General features: G+C 64.7%; 13 protein-coding genes and 1 pseudogene. 6 read left to right on the top strand and 8 right to left on the bottom strand.

The features are described from left to right. The 6 genes and pseudogenes from AC1DBQ_RS16000 to AC1DBQ_RS15975 form a co-directional block, all read right to left on the bottom strand. Window positions 1–238 (bottom strand): annotated as a pseudogene (locus AC1DBQ_RS16000) (type II secretion system F family protein); the annotation flags it as partial. Beyond that, complete coding sequence (locus tag AC1DBQ_RS15995; protein ID WP_476929443.1) at window positions 235–1,680, bottom strand: CpaF family protein; 1,446 nt, start codon at window positions 1,678–1,680, stop codon at window positions 235–237. The gene AC1DBQ_RS15995 and the pseudogene AC1DBQ_RS16000, both read right to left, overlap by 4 nt. Next, complete coding sequence (locus tag AC1DBQ_RS15990; protein ID WP_476929442.1) at window positions 1,677–2,873, bottom strand: CpaE/TadZ family protein; 1,197 nt, start codon at window positions 2,871–2,873, stop codon at window positions 1,677–1,679. The genes AC1DBQ_RS15995 and AC1DBQ_RS15990 overlap by 4 nt, the downstream gene beginning before the upstream one ends. Beyond that, complete coding sequence (locus tag AC1DBQ_RS15985) at window positions 2,870–3,385, bottom strand: RcpC/CpaB family pilus assembly protein (protein WP_476929441.1); 516 nt, start codon at window positions 3,383–3,385, stop codon at window positions 2,870–2,872. The genes AC1DBQ_RS15990 and AC1DBQ_RS15985 overlap by 4 nt, the downstream gene beginning before the upstream one ends. Before the next feature lie 704 nt (window positions 3,386–4,089). Continuing rightward, entirely contained in the window at window positions 4,090–4,278 is a 189-nt protein-coding gene (locus AC1DBQ_RS15980) for a Flp family type IVb pilin (RefSeq protein WP_476929440.1), read from the bottom strand. A 281-nt stretch (window positions 4,279–4,559) separates the two neighbouring features. After that, window positions 4,560–5,225: a prepilin peptidase gene (locus AC1DBQ_RS15975; RefSeq protein ID WP_476929439.1), complete on the bottom strand. Its 666-nt coding sequence runs from the start codon at window positions 5,223–5,225 to the stop codon at window positions 4,560–4,562. A 316-nt stretch (window positions 5,226–5,541) separates the two neighbouring features. Here AC1DBQ_RS15975 and rplM point away from each other — a divergent pair, with 316 nt between their 5' ends. The 3 genes from rplM to glmM all read left to right on the top strand — a co-directional run bounded on the left by rplM (window position 5,542) and on the right by glmM (window position 8,093). Beyond that, window positions 5,542–5,985 carry a 50S ribosomal protein L13 gene (rplM, locus tag AC1DBQ_RS15970; protein WP_476929438.1) on the top strand — a complete coding sequence of 148 codons (444 nt, stop codon included), beginning with the start codon at window positions 5,542–5,544 and terminating at the stop codon, window positions 5,983–5,985. 36 nt (window positions 5,986–6,021) lie between these two features. Continuing rightward, a complete protein-coding gene (gene rpsI, locus AC1DBQ_RS15965; RefSeq protein ID WP_476929437.1) occupies window positions 6,022–6,531 on the top strand; it encodes a 30S ribosomal protein S9 in 510 nt (169 codons plus the stop codon). 200 nt (window positions 6,532–6,731) lie between these two features. Beyond that, complete coding sequence (gene glmM, locus AC1DBQ_RS15960) at window positions 6,732–8,093, top strand: phosphoglucosamine mutase (protein WP_476929436.1); 1,362 nt, start codon at window positions 6,732–6,734, stop codon at window positions 8,091–8,093. A gap of 171 nt (window positions 8,094–8,264) precedes the next feature. Here glmM and AC1DBQ_RS15955 read toward each other — a convergent pair whose 3' ends face one another. Together AC1DBQ_RS15955 and coaA are read right to left on the bottom strand one after the other, a co-directional pair. Beyond that, complete coding sequence (locus AC1DBQ_RS15955) at window positions 8,265–9,242, bottom strand: M15 family metallopeptidase (protein WP_476929435.1); 978 nt, start codon at window positions 9,240–9,242, stop codon at window positions 8,265–8,267. A gap of 5 nt (window positions 9,243–9,247) precedes the next feature. After that, window positions 9,248–10,213, bottom strand: coding sequence for a type I pantothenate kinase (coaA, locus tag AC1DBQ_RS15950; RefSeq protein WP_476929434.1), 966 nt, complete (start codon window positions 10,211–10,213; stop codon window positions 9,248–9,250). A 177-nt stretch (window positions 10,214–10,390) separates the two neighbouring features. On the opposite strand from coaA, the gene glmS reads away from it, so the two are divergent. From glmS to AC1DBQ_RS15935, 3 genes are all read left to right on the top strand, one after another. Beyond that, window positions 10,391–12,283 carry a glutamine--fructose-6-phosphate transaminase (isomerizing) gene (gene glmS, locus AC1DBQ_RS15945; RefSeq protein WP_476929433.1) on the top strand — a complete coding sequence of 631 codons (1,893 nt, stop codon included), beginning with the start codon at window positions 10,391–10,393 and terminating at the stop codon, window positions 12,281–12,283. Between the two features lie 4 nt (window positions 12,284–12,287). Further along, window positions 12,288–12,635, top strand: a complete 348-nt coding sequence (locus AC1DBQ_RS15940; RefSeq protein ID WP_024366340.1) for a holo-ACP synthase — start codon at window positions 12,288–12,290, stop codon at window positions 12,633–12,635. A gap of 73 nt (window positions 12,636–12,708) precedes the next feature. Next, window positions 12,709–13,926, top strand: a 1,218-nt coding sequence (locus AC1DBQ_RS15935) for an NAD(P)H-hydrate epimerase (RefSeq protein WP_476929432.1), incomplete at its 3' end; no start/stop codon positions are given.

The following is a 13,926-nucleotide window of genomic DNA, read 5'->3' as shown; positions in this document are numbered from 1 at the left end:
GCTCTAGCGACTCCTTGCTGCCGAAACTGGCATTCCGGCCGACATTGCGGTCCACGAGCGTCAGTGCAGTATCCGTCATGCGGGTCAGGACTGACGGCCCGGCGACGACGCCTGGCCGTCGCCGGGACAAGGYGATGCCGGACTTGCCTGTGCCGATGGTAGAGAACAGCAAGATGGCGAGCGCCACAAGGCACAGCCCGATGCCAAGCGCGAAAAAGACTGGGTTTGTTGTGGTCACTTGAAGCCACCTCCCGCGTGCACGCTTCCGAATACCCCCGGCGACAAATGGATACCAAGATCTGCAAAGTGGTCGACGAACCGAGGCCTTACACCGGTAGGGGATGGGCTGCCGAGGAACCGTCCGTTGGCATCCACCCCGGCGCTGTAGTCGAAGACGAATGCATCCTGGAKGGTAACGATCTCCCCTTCCATGCCCTGAACTTCCGTGACGTGCGTGACGCGGCGAGTCCCGTCCCTGAGCCGGGAGACATGCACGATGAGGTTGACGGCCGATGCGATCTGTTCGCGAATCGCGCGCAGCGGCAGGTCCATTCCGGCCATCAGCACCAAGGTTTCAAGCCGCGCAATTGCATCCCGGGGCGAATTGGCATGCACGGTGGAAATCGAACCATCGTGTCCGGTGTTCATCGCCTGCAACATGTCCAGCGATTCACCACCACGGACTTCGCCGATGACAATCCGGTCCGGTCGCATGCGAAGTGAATTACGGACCAGCTCCCGGATGGAGATCTCGCCCTTGCCCTCAATGTTGCGCGGCCGGCTTTCAAGCCGTACCACATGCTCCTGCTGCAGCTGCAGTTCCACGGCGTCTTCTATAGTGACGATGCGTTCATCAGCCGGCAGGAAGGACGACAGGACATTCAAGAGGGTGGTCTTGCCCGTGCCAGTGCCTCCGGACACCAGGATGTTTAGCCGAGCACGGACGCATGCTTGCAACAGCTCCGCCATTTCCGGGGACAGGGTCCCAAACGAAATCAGGTTATCGACGGTCAGGGGTACCTGCCCAAACTTTCGAATCGTCAGCGATGATCCGTTGACGGCAAGCGGGGGGATAATCGCGTTGACACGCGATCCGTCGGAGAGCCGGGCGTCCACCATGGGAGATGACTCGTCGATCCGCCGCCCAACCTTCGTGACGATGCGTTCGATAATCCTGCGCAGGTGTTCTTCTGAACTGAACCGTGCATTGGTCAGGGATAGTTTGCCGTCACGTTCGACATACACCTTGTCCGGACCGTTGACCATGATTTCCGAAACCGCCGCGTCATTCAGGAACTTCTGCAGGGGCCCGAGTCCCAGGACGTCATCGATGATTTCCTGGACGAGACGGTGCCTTTCCGGCGCGGTCAGCGGAATCTCATCTTMTTCTACGATGGCCCGGAGCTCTTCCTTGACGTACTTTTGCAGCTCCGACTCGTCCAGGCCGGCGTCTGTGATGCGGGTGCCCATGCGCTCATACAGAGCCGCGCCCGCCCGATCCTTGACGGCGTTCAGAGCGTCGTTAGCGTCGGTGCCCTGGGCCTTAGGTTCTGATGCGGCTCCAGGCAAGTCTGCTGCGGCTGCTGCTCCAGCGGCCCACGGGCCGCTTGTAGCGCCCGATTGTGGAACAGAATCACTAGCAACGCCCCGGAGGGTTTCCAAACGCTTTGTCAGGCTCATTGGACTACTGCCCTTCTGTGAAGTTTCTTGTGCGGGCGCGACTGCCAGCCGGCGCCAAACCTTTCCACAAGCTGGCGCAGCCCCCTGGTGAACGGATCCCTGTTGCCTTCCTGCAACAGCGGAACGCCCTTATTTGTGGAGAAAGGCACTGCCCGTGATCGTGGCAGAACCACATCCACAGGGCAGCCGATGGTGGCCTCAATGTCGTTCATCGTGAGTCCGGCCCGCCGATCTGCGAAATTGAGGACGATGTGGCGGTTCTCCGGCACAAGGYCGAGTTCGCTGAGGATGCTGAATCCCGAACGAAGCCCCCGGATGCTTGGGATGTCCATGCCGCAGACCCACACCGCATCGGTGGCTAGTTCCAGGGTTGCCAAAACGTGTTCCCCGATTCCAGGTGCCGAGTCCACGACKACGTACTGAAATTCGTTGGAAAGCTGGCTCAACAGCCTTCCGACCTGTTCGCCCGAAATCTGATCGGCATCCGCAGGGTTGAGGGGAGCGCAGAGCGCGTAGACGCCTGACGGGTGCAGGGTCAGATAGGACTTCAGCACCACGCTGTCCTGTACCGCAGCGCCAACCACCGCGTCAGCCAATGTCCTTTCGGGTTCCAGCAGCAACCCCGAAGCAACGTCTCCGAACTGGAGGTCCAGGTCAACCACCACAACGTCCATGGGAGCTTCCTTGCCCAGCCCAACGGCGAGGTTGGTTGTAATCGTCGTCTTGCCGACCCCTCCCTTGGGAGACATGACCGCGATAATGCGGCCGGTCTTCGGCTCTCCGTCGACKGAGTTGCCCAACCCACGGCGCCGGCTGGCGGATGCGAGACTGGCCCGCTCCAACAGGGTACGAATGGTGTTCACGTCTGAACCTGGCGGTAGCAGATCCCTGATGCCGGCCCGCATGGCGGGAAGTGCCACCAGCGTGTCGTCCCCGGTCACGAGCACGATGCTAATTTCGGGATATTGAAGATCGAAGAGGCTGGCCAGACGGATGGCGTCATCGGTAGGGAGGCCCGGCCCTATCAGGATGACTTCGACCAGTTCGCTGCCGAGGAGCCGCAAAACGTCGTCCGGGCCCGGTGGAAGGTGGTCTGCCACGATGGCGTGGAACTTACCGTGCAAGCCGGCGGCCGCCTGCCTTGCTCGTCGTTCAAAATCATGATCGGCCGTGATCAGTACAAAGCGGCTCATCGGAACAGCTCCGGCTTCTTGACTACGAACGGGGCGCCTTCCGTGGCGGTGGCGGGCTCTTTCGTGAGCCATAAACTCCCAAAATGGGCCCCAAACGCGATCTTCGCGGCATCAGCGTCATTCCGGGCGAACGTAACCAGCAACTGTCCTGTGGGCAGCTCGGTATTGGCTTGCTCGGTAGCGGTTGTGCCTGCGGCTGCATCGGCTGATGTCTTTGTGGCGGAACGCTGCACACTGGTCACCAGGACCTTGTGGAACACTTCCTGGCCTGTTTCCACATCCGGGGCGTCCTTCAGCGCTCCCTTGTCAAAAAGGACGACGATGCCGACGGTATCCCCGGCGGAAATACGCCCTCCGACGACCCTCTGGGCCTCGAGCTGAACCGAGATCTCCTGCATTCCGTTGGGAACAGGAACGGACCCCGGTGCCGAGAGACTGGCCGGATCCGCCAGGCGGGCTCCCAAGAGCGCCTCGCCGGGCAAGAGTTCGACAGCAGCCACTTTGCCGTCCATTCCGTCAAGGCTCTTCAATGCCCCGTTAGGTACCGAGGCCGCAGGGAGGGCGGCCAGCTTGACGGCCGACTTGATCGTTGCAATGTCAGCTCCCTGAGGGACTTGGGCTTGAACTACCAACACTTCGACGGGGCTTAGGCCCTCCTGAGCCCTAGCCTCAGATCCTTGAACATATGAGACCAGAAGCAGTGTGCCAACTACGGCGAGCACAAGTGCGACGATGCCTCCCAGCAGGCKTGATTTCACTTTTATGCCTTTCAATCACGGCTCAGGACTTAGACGAGCCAATTTTGTACGTTTCATGACTACGGCTGTGTAGGTCGTAGGGCCCCGTGGAACCGGCCTCCGGGAGCGAACTCCGCGGTCCTCCAGACTTCCACTCCGCTGGAACCGGACGCAGCGTGGGCCGGCGTTGGCGTCCGCTACAGGCCGTCGATCACGTGGCGGGGGCCAGGGACCGGCTGGCCTCCCAAGGCTCCTACGGCACCAACGATCACGACGGCGATCTGCGCCAAAGACACCGAATTCGACGGCTGTTGCATTTCGCTGGAAACTTCATTCCGCTGGCCGCATCCGGGCGCGGGTGGACGGCTTTGGAGCGCAGCCCCGATTATGCGAATAAAAAAGCCCAGGGATGGATGCGGGGCAATCGGAACGGACGCTCCACTTGCCGGCGCCCCACCCCTGGGCTTTCGGTACAAGACCTACTTCGGGAGCTGGTCCGAGATCGCCTTGAAAGCGGTGTTGATCTGCCCGCCCAGAATTACGACAGTGCCGATGATAACCGCCGCAATTAGTGCGACAAGCAGTCCGTACTCAACTGCGGTTGCGCCCTTTTCTTCACTCGTGAACTTGTCTTTGACGCCGGCGACGAAAGCGAGCATTGAGACCATGAKACCAGTCATTTTATTTCTTCCTTTTCCAGAGTGTGAGTAGTGAACGAATTTCCAGTAAATCCCCGATTGCTTATTCGCTGGAGTTCGTTGGGACAACATTTGCATGGCCGTTATCGGCGGCGCAATGAATGGCGATACTCGACTTTTGGAAGGAAATTTGGGGCACCACCTGCCCGTAAAAKAGAGGTGTACTCAGTTTGCAAGTAGGKGCATGGCTCGACTACTTGGTTTGATAAGCTTTCTTACTTAATCAGCGTCCGCGCGCAGGCGGAGGCTACCTAKGGGAGCAGCAGGATGACGGCCAGGCCAGCCGCCAGCATCGAGGGCCCGTAGGCGACTTCTTTTGGCTTGTTTCCGCGGTTTTTGAGCACCAGGATCAGGGAAGCGACGCCCCCTGCGACGAACCCCAAGGCTCCGCCATAGAACAAGTGGGACCAGCCTAGGTAGCCCAAGTACAGGCCAAGTGGTGCTGCAAGCTTCACGTCGCCCATTCCGAGGCCGTTTCTGCTGGTCAGAGCCAGAAAGAGGTACAAAACGAACAATATTAAGGCGCCAGCGACCCCCTGCAGCAGGTTTCCGGGCTCGCCGGACACCGCCKCGGCGGCGGTCAGGAGGACTAGTCCGGCCCCAAGTAGGGGGATTATCAGCCGGTTCGGAAGCAGGTGGTGCAGGATATCAATGCGCGTGAGCTGGACGCCGGCGACGGCCAGGACCAAATAGGCCGGAAGCTCGGGCGAAACTCCGAAGCGCCAGGCCAGGAGCGCGGACAGTGTAAAAGTAGCCGCCGCCGTCGTGATTCTTGTCCCGGTGGCGGACGATGTTGCCAGCCGTGGGAGCGTGCGGGGGAGAAGCCGATCAACGAGGAGGCCGAGGCACAGTCCGGCCGCTCCGATTCCGGCGATGAAGAGCAGCGATGCGGTGCCGGCGGCGGCGGGATCGGACACGGTTCCTCCAGGGATGCGACGGGCCGGCACKGGACAGCATGCGGAACAGCGAGCACACAGGATGCATCCGGACACCCCATTTTGACCCAAGACCCCGCGGCAGGCTATTCTTGGTAGTCGTTGTGCGTGTCCTACTCGATGGTGCGTGCCCGCTTGAGAATCCGGTTGCAGGATAGCTACTCAACGTGCACATTCGAGACCTCAGGATGACTGGTTACATAGAGCCCTCACCTCTGTTCCGGTAGCGCATAGATAGTAGGTGCACMTTGAGTGACGCCTAAAACAAGAACGCCAGAACAAGAACGAGGCAAACACCGTGCGTACGTACACCCCGAAGCCCGGCGATATCAACCGCCAGTGGCACGTCATTGACGCCACCGACGTTGTCCTTGGTCGTCTCGCCAGCCAGACCGCAATCCTGCTGCGCGGCAAGCACAAGGCCACCTTTGCGTCCCACATGGACATGGGCGACTTCGTCATCATCATCAACGCTKAAAAGGTTGCCCTCACCGGCGCCAAGCTGGAGCAGAAGCGCGCATACCGCCACTCCGGTTACCCGGGCGGCCTGACCTCCGTCAACTACGCGGAGCTGCTGGAATCCAACCCGGTCCGCGCCGTGGAGAAGGCCATCAAGGGCATGCTCCCGAAGAACTCCCTCGCTGCACAGCAGCTGGGCAAGCTGAAGGTGTACCGCGGTGCCGAGCACCCCCACGCCGCCCAGCAGCCTAAGACTTTCGAAATCACCCAGGTCGCCCAGTAGTCCTGGCCACCAACCAACTTTTAATCAAGGAGAATCGTGGCTCAGAACGAAGAACTGACCACCGAGGCCGTCGAGGCTGAGGAAAACCTGACCAGCTACACCTCGGAGAGCGGTGCTGCAGAAGCAGCTGCGCCGAAGAAGGAACGCCCGGCACTGACCGTTGCCKGTGCTGCAGTTGGCCGTCGCAAGGAAGCCGTTKCACGCGTTCGCGTTGTGCCGGGCTCCGGTAAGTGGACCATCAACGGCCGCGAACTGGCGAACTACTTCCCGAACAAGCTGCACCAGCAGGACGTCAACGAGCCCTTCAAGATCCTCGATCTTGATGGCGCTTACGACGTCATTGCCCGCATTCACGGTGGAGGCATCTCCGGCCAGGCCGGTGCCCTGCGCCTCGGCATCGCCCGTTCGCTGAACGAGATCGACACAGAGAACAACCGCGCCACCCTGAAGAAGGCCGGTTACCTGCGTCGCGACGCTCGCGTGATCGAGCGCAAGAAGGCCGGTCTCAAGAAGGCCCGTAAGGCTCAGCAGTACTCCAAGCGCTAAAAATGCGCCTACCCGATCGCCGGCCGCTTGCGCGACCGGCGATTGGGGCGCTCGGCGCTTTTTAGCGCTCGGATCCAGAAGCGTTAATCCCGCTTCCAAGCGCTTCTGGCGCTTGCACGAAAGCCCGTTCCGCCACTCGGCGGGGCGGGCTTTCGCCGCTTAAGCCGGACCTGCCCTGGYCATCGACTAAACTTGACCCGATGTCTAGATTATTTGGAACAGATGGAGTCCGGGGCCTGGCGAACGGTTTGCTGACCGCCGAGCTCGCTTTGCAGCTGGCGCAGGCCGCCGCCGTCGTGCTTGGCCACGACCGCAATACGAGCGGGGAGCGGCCGCGCGCCGTGGTGGCACGGGACCCGCGGGCCAGCGGTGAGTTCCTCGCCGCCGCCGTGGAGGCGGGGCTGTCCAGTTCCGGGATCGACGTCTACGACGCCGGCGTGCTTCCCACCCCGGCCGCCGCCTACCTCGTGGCGGACCTCGACGCCGACTTCGGCGTCATGATCTCCGCCTCACACAATCCCGCGCCGGACAACGGCATCAAGTTCTTCGCCCGCGGCGGCCAGAAGCTGCCCGACGACGTGGAGGACGCCATTGAAGAGCAGCTCGGCAAGGAACCCTTCCGGCCTGTCGGCGGCGAGGTGGGGCGGATCCAGCGCTTCTCCGACGCCGAGGACCGCTATATTGTGCACCTGCTCGGCACGCTTCCGCATCGCCTGGACGGCCTGAAGGTAGTCCTTGACTGCGCCCACGGCGCGGCCAGCGGCTGTTCCCCGCAGGTGTTCAAGGACGCCGGCGCSGACGTGATCCTCATCGGCGCCGAACCGGACGGACTGAACATCAACGACGGGGTGGGGTCCACCCACCTCGGCCCTCTCCAGCGGGCCGTCCTGGACCACGGGGCAGACCTTGGCATCGCCCACGACGGCGACGCCGACCGCTGCCTCGCCGTGGACCACGAAGGCAACGAAGTGGATGGCGACCAGATCATGGCGATCCTGGCCGTGGCCCTGAAGGCCTCCGGAAAGCTCAAGGACGATGTCCTGGTGGCCACCGTGATGAGCAACCTCGGCMTGAAGATCGCCCTGCGCGAGGCAGGTATCAGCCTGCGTGAAACCGGCGTGGGGGACCGCTATGTCCTCGAAGAAATGCGCAACGGCGGCTTCAGCCTGGGCGGCGAGCAGTCCGGGCATGTGATTTTTGCCGACCACGCCACCACCGGCGACGGCGTGCTGACCGGCCTGCAAATCGCAGCCCAGGTGGCCMTCACCGGGCGCCCGCTCAAGGAGCTGGCCACCGTGATGACCAAGCTGCCGCAGGTCCTCATCAACGTCAAGGGCGTGGACCGCACCCGCGTGAAGGGCKACGAAACAGTGGCTGCGGCCGTGGCCGTCGCCGAAGCCGAACTCGGCGATACCGGACGCGTGTTGTTGCGTCCCTCCGGCACTGAGCCCGTGGTGCGCGTGATGGTGGAGGCCGGAGACCACCGGACAGCCCAGGACGTCGCGGAGCGACTGGCCCAGGTGGTCCGGACCGAGCTGGCCCTGGAGCTCGTCGCCGACTAGGCAACCGGGAGCGGTTCCGGCGGCCGGTCGCCGGCTGGCGCCGGGTTTCCCCGCTTTCCCGGGTTTCGACKGCGTGTCGGCTGATCGCGCCGGCGTGTCCCGCCKTCGAGGTGGCAAAGGTGGGGAAAATCCGCGCGGCCGTGCGCTGTGTCGGCGCCCTTTAGGTACCCCCTAGAGATATCCCRGGGCGGCTTCCAGGCCGAAAAACTCCTCGAGGGTGGCAATTCCACGGGTGGACATGTCCGTTGCCGCCGCGACGCCGATGTAGCGCAGGTGCCAGGGCTCGTAGTAGTAGCCCGTGATCTCGTGGWGCATCCACGKGTAGCGGACCACGAAGCCGAAGCGGTGGKCGTTGGCCTTGGCCCAGACCGCCGCCTGCTGCTGGGCGAAGCAGGGCTGGAAGCTGCATGCCCCGCCGCCGTCGCCGATGTCGAAGGACCAGCCGGTCTGGTGTTCGGAGTAGCCCGGCCGCGCCGAAGCGGTGTCGGCCTCGGCCCGGCCCCGGGTGCGCACGTAGCTGCCGTATGTTGCCGTTTGCGTCCTGAACGAACGGTACCCGCTGGCCAGGGTGATGATKGCGCCGTCGGCAGCCGCGGCTGCGAACATCTTCTCCGCCGCTGCCGCCGTCGTGCTATTTAGCAGTGCCGCCTCGCCGGAGGTGGCCAAGCGGACGGACGGCCGGACGAGGTCCGGCGGCACAAAGGTGGCGGGGGACAGCGCCCGGTGCTTGTTGACGATTACCCACGGGCTGGCGGGGTCCGTCAGTGAATGCTGCGGCCCCCGCGCTKAGGCCGACGGCGGTGCCTTCGACGGTGCTGCCTTCGACGGCGGTGCTGCCGCMGGTGTCGGAGGCGTGCCCKCCGCCGTCGTGCTTTCCGGAACGGTTGCCGCCGAAGGCGGGTTTGGCGGTGGAGAGCTCGACGTCGCAGCTGTCGGCGGCCCGGTGCGGACACCCGGGCTCAGCCCCGGCGTCGGTGCCGGAATGCCGGCCGGTGCTGAAGCGGGCGCGGACGCCGGGGCCGGAGTGCAGGCGCTCAGGGCCGTGAGGCCGGTGCCTGCCATCAGGAGGCGGTTGAACGCCCGGCGGCTTGGCGAGTCCGGTCCGGCTGACTGCCGTCCGATCGATTCGCCCCCGCCGTCGTAGCACATGTGTGCTAGACCTTCCTCAGCAGCATCCGCCGGATGGAGTGGTCGGCATCCTTGGTMAGAACCAGTTGCGCCCGGCCCCGCGTCGGGAGGACATTTTCCTCGAGGTTGGGCTCGTTGATGCGCTTCCAGATCTCGCGCGCGGTCTGTTCGGCCTCGGCATCGGAGAGGGTGGCGTAGYGGTGGAAGTAGGATTCCGGCTGCGCGAAGGCGGTGCTCCGCAGCTTGCGGAAGCGGTCCACGTACCACTCCTCGATATACGAGGTCTTGGCGTCGACGTAGATGGAGAAGTCGAAGAAATCGCTCAGGGCGAGGCCCTGCCGGCCGTCCTGCCGTGCCCGGGCCGGGGCCAGGACGTTCAGTCCCTCGACAATCAGGACGTCCGKCCGGCGGACCACCACTTCCTTGCCCGGGACAATGTCATAGGTCACGTGGGAGTACCACGGCGCCCGGACTTCCTCGGCGCCGCCCTTGATTTCGCTCACGAAACGCAGCAGGGCGCGGCGGTCGTACGACTCCGGGAAACCCTTGCGCTCCAGCAGCTGCCGGCGCTTGAGCTCAGCCAGGGGATAGAGGAACCCGTCCGTCGTGATGAGCTCCACGTTCGGGGTGCCCGGCCAGCGGCGGAGCATTTCCCGCAGCACGYGGGCGATGGTGGACTTGCCGACGGCCACCGAACCGGCAACGCCGATCACGAACGGCGTGCGCTGGGTGGTCTCGCCAAGGAACGTTGTGGTGGCGGCATGCAGTTGACCGGCGGCCTCCACGTACAGGTGCAGAAGCCGGGACAGCGGCAGGTAGACCTCGCGCACTTCCTTGATATCGAGGGGGTCCCCGAGGCCACGAAGGCGGACCACGTCCTCTTCATTAAGGGGCTGCTCCATCTGGGCAGCGAGCCGGGACCAGGTCTGCCGGTCCAGCTCCACGAACGGGGAGACACCTTCCCCGGTCGCTTCATTGCGTTGCAAAGTCACCCTAGAGATTCTGCCCCTCACGACGCCGAGAGCGAAATGGACGGGCCGGTGGGAGCCGGAACAGGGCCGCAGCGGGCCGCCACGGCGCAGCACCGGCCCCGCGTCGGCCCCGCGTCGAAGCGTCCGCACGGCCTTGTCCAACGTCCTCCCTCCCGGAAACCCGCTAGGCTTGACCCCATGTGTGGAATCGTTGGATATGTGGGCCACTCAGATGGCCGGGTAAATGCTGGACACAATGCCTTGGACGTTGTCCTTGAAGGATTGCGGCGCCTGGAGTACCGCGGCTACGACTCAGCGGGAATTGCAGTGGTTGCCGACGGCACCATTTCTTCCCGGAAGAAGTCGGGCAAGCTGAGCAACCTGATTGCCGAGCTCGAGACCAGCCCGTTGCCCGAATCGGTCACCGGCATCGGCCACACGCGCTGGGCAACGCACGGCGGCCCGACGGACCAGAATGCCCACCCGCACCTGTCCGACGGCGGCAAGCTGGCCCTGATCCACAACGGCATCATCGAGAACTTTGCCGAACTCAAGCAGGAACTTCTCCGCAAGGGCGTCATCTTCCAGTCCGAGACCGACACTGAAGTGGCCGCCGCGCTGCTGGGCGACATCTACCGGAACCAGATCGGCGGTGACGCGGCCAAGGGTGGCCTCACCCGGGCCATGCAGCTCGCCTGCCAGCGGCTCGAAGGCGCCTTCACCCTCCTTGCCGTCCACGCCGACCAGCCGGACGTAGTGGTCGCAGCGCGCCGCAACTCTCCGCTCGTGGTGGGTCTGGGCGACGGCGAGAACTTCCTCGGCTCAGACGTTTCCGGCTTCATCGACTACACCCGGCGCGCCGTGGAACTCGGCCAGGACCAGATCGTCACGATCACCGCCGACTCCGTGGAGATCACGGACTTCTACGGCGCCCCCGCCGAAGGCAAGGAATACCACGTCAACTGGGACCCGGCCTCCGCGGAAAAGGGCGGTTTCCCGTCCTTCATGGAAAAGGAAATCCACGACCAGCCGGACGCCGTGCTGCAGACGCTGCTTGGCCGCTCCGACATCCACGGCCGGCTGACGCTCGACGAGCTCCGGGTCGACCCGGAACTGCTCAAGAACGTCAACAAGATCATCGTCCTGGCCTGCGGCACCTCCGCCTACGCCGGGCAGGTKGCGAAGTACGCGATCGAGCACTGGTGCCGGATCCCCACCGAGGTCGAACTCTCGCACGAATTCCGCTACCGGGATCCGATCGTGGATGAGAACACCCTGATTGTCTCCATCTCCCAGTCGGGCGAGACCATGGACACCCTCATGGCCGTCCGCTACGCCAAGGAACAGGGCGCCAAGACGGTCTCCATCTGCAACACCAACGGATCCACCATCCCGCGGGAATCCGACGCCGTGCTCTACACACACGCCGGACCGGAGATCGCCGTGGCCTCGACCAAGGCCTTCCTCGCCCAGATCACCGCCGCCTACCTGCTGGGCCTTTATTTGGCACAGCTGCGCGGTAATAAGTTCCAGGGCGAGATCAAGGACATCCTGGCCGACCTCGGCAAGATTCCGGCCAAGATCCAGCACATCCTGGACAACGAGGCCGAGATCAAGGAACTCGGCGAGTCCATGGCCGACGCCAAGTCCGTGCTGTTCCTGGGCCGCCATGTCGGCTTCCCGGTAGCGATGGAAGGTGCCCTGAAGCTCAAGGAGCTCGCCTACATCCACGCCGAGGGCTTTGCCGCCGGCGAACTCAAGCACGGCCCGATCGCCCTGATCGAGGAAGGCCAGCCGGTCTTCGTGGTGGTCCCGTCCCCGCGGGGCCGCGACTCGCTGCACTCCAAGGTGGTCTCGAACATCCAGGAAGTCCGCGCCCGCGGTGCCCGGACCATCGTGATCGCGGAGGAAGGGGACGAAGCCGTCAAGGCGTATGCCGAGCACGTCTTCTACATCCCSGAGACCCCCACGCTCCTGGCGCCGCTGCTCGCAACGGTTCCGCTGCAGATCTTCGCCCTCGCACTCGCCTCAGCCAAGGGATACGACGTGGACCAGCCGCGCAACCTGGCCAAGAGCGTGACCGTAGAATAACGCCATGATCGTTGGCATTGGCGTAGACGTCGTAGATATTGAGCGGTTCGGGCGGCAACTCGAGCGCACCCCCGGGCTGCGCGACAGGCTGTTCGTCCCGGCCGAGCGGGAACTGAACACGCGGTCTCTCGCCGCACGGTTCGCCGCCAAAGAAGCCGTGGCCAAAGTGCTGGGGGCGCCGGCCGGCATGAACTGGCAGGACTGCTGGATCGGGCTGGACCAGAACGGCCCCACGGTCCAGGTCAAAGGCACCGTGCTGGCCGTGGCGGAGTCGAAAGGCGTCAAGCGCTGGCACCTGTCGATGAGCCACGACGGCGGGATCGCCACCGCGACCGTAATCGCGGAAGGCTGAGCCGGCCGCCCGGGCAGCACCAGCCTGAGCGCCAGGCATTCCCCAGCGACCGCACCGCGAACGGACTGAAACCATGATCAGCGCCTAYACCGGAACACAGGTACGAGAAGCCGAGAAACCATTTCTCGACGACGCCCTGGGCCCCGGTGCGGGCGCTGTTCTCATGCAGCGGGCCGCCTACGGGCTCGCCAACGCCGTCATCAGCGCATTGCGCGGCCGCGGTCAGCGGCTGTACGGCTCCAGGGTGGCCGTGCTGGCGGGCAAGGGCAACAACGGCGGCGACGGGCTCTTCGCCGCCGCCCTGCTGGCCGGCCGCGGCATGCGGACGACGGCGGTGCTCACCGCCAGCGACGCCCACGACGCGGGGCTGGCGGCCTTTCGGAAGGCCGGCGGATACGCCGTGACCCTCACTGGGGATAACGTGGCCGAACTCGCCGCGGTCGCCGGCGGCGCCGACGTCGTGATCKACGCAATCCTCGGGACCGGAGCCCAGGGCGGGCTGCGCGGCCCGGCCGCGGGGCTGATCGAGGCCCTGGGGCACTCCCGGCCGGCGCTCGTGGTGGCCTGCGACATCCCCAGCGGCGTTGACGCAGACACCGGAGAGGCGCACGCGCCGGTCCTCGCCGCCGATCTGACGGTCACGTTCGGTGCCGCCAAGGCCGGCCTGCTCGCGGACCCCGGCGCCGACTTCGCCGGCAGCATCCGTATTATCCCGATCGGAATCGAGGACGCGCTGCCATGGCCGGCCCTGCGACGGCTTGAGGCCCGCGACCTTTCCGCCCTCCTGCCGCGCCCGGAGCGGCGGGCGCACAAGTACTCCAGGGGAGTGCTTGGGGTGGTCGCAGGCTCCAGCGCCTATCCCGGTGCCGCGGTGCTGGCCTGCAAKGGCGCCCTGGCTGCCGGCGTCGGCATGGTGCGCTATCTTGGGCCGCCGGACGTCGCCGACCTCGTCCGGCAATCCTGCCCCGAGGTCGTGTGCAGCACCGGCGCCGTGGCCGACACGCACGTTCAGGCATGGCTCGTTGGCTCCGGGCTGGATGACTCCGATGAACAGCAGTTGCAGCGCGCCCGCGACGCCGCAGACTCGGGCCTGCCKACGATCGCCGACGCCGGCGCGTTGCCCGCACTGCCTGAAGTGCTGGCCCCGCAAGTGATCCTGACACCCCACGCCGGCGAACTGTCCGCATTGCTTGACCGCCTCGGGGTTTCATTGGACCGTTCCGCGGTAGAAGCATCCACGCTCAGCGCGGTGCGGCGGGCTGCGGGTCTGACCGAAGCCACGGTGCTGCTC

It is taken from the genome of Arthrobacter sp. 10T413_2, from assembly GCF_056394205.1.
This window is presented reverse-complemented; position numbering and strand designations above follow the sequence as displayed.

What these genes read in the sequence shown, in the direction of transcription:
- AC1DBQ_RS15985 (WP_476929441.1), bottom strand. Translation starts at nt 3,385, where the DNA reads ATGGACGGCAAAGTGGCTGCTGTCGAACTCTTGCCCGGCGAGGCGCTC.
- AC1DBQ_RS15980 (WP_476929440.1), bottom strand. Translation starts at nt 4,278, where the DNA reads ATGGTCTCAATGCTCGCTTTCGTCGCCGGCGTCAAAGACAAGTTCACG.
- AC1DBQ_RS15940 (WP_024366340.1), top strand. Translation starts at nt 12,288, where the DNA reads ATGATCGTTGGCATTGGCGTAGACGTCGTAGATATTGAGCGGTTCGGG.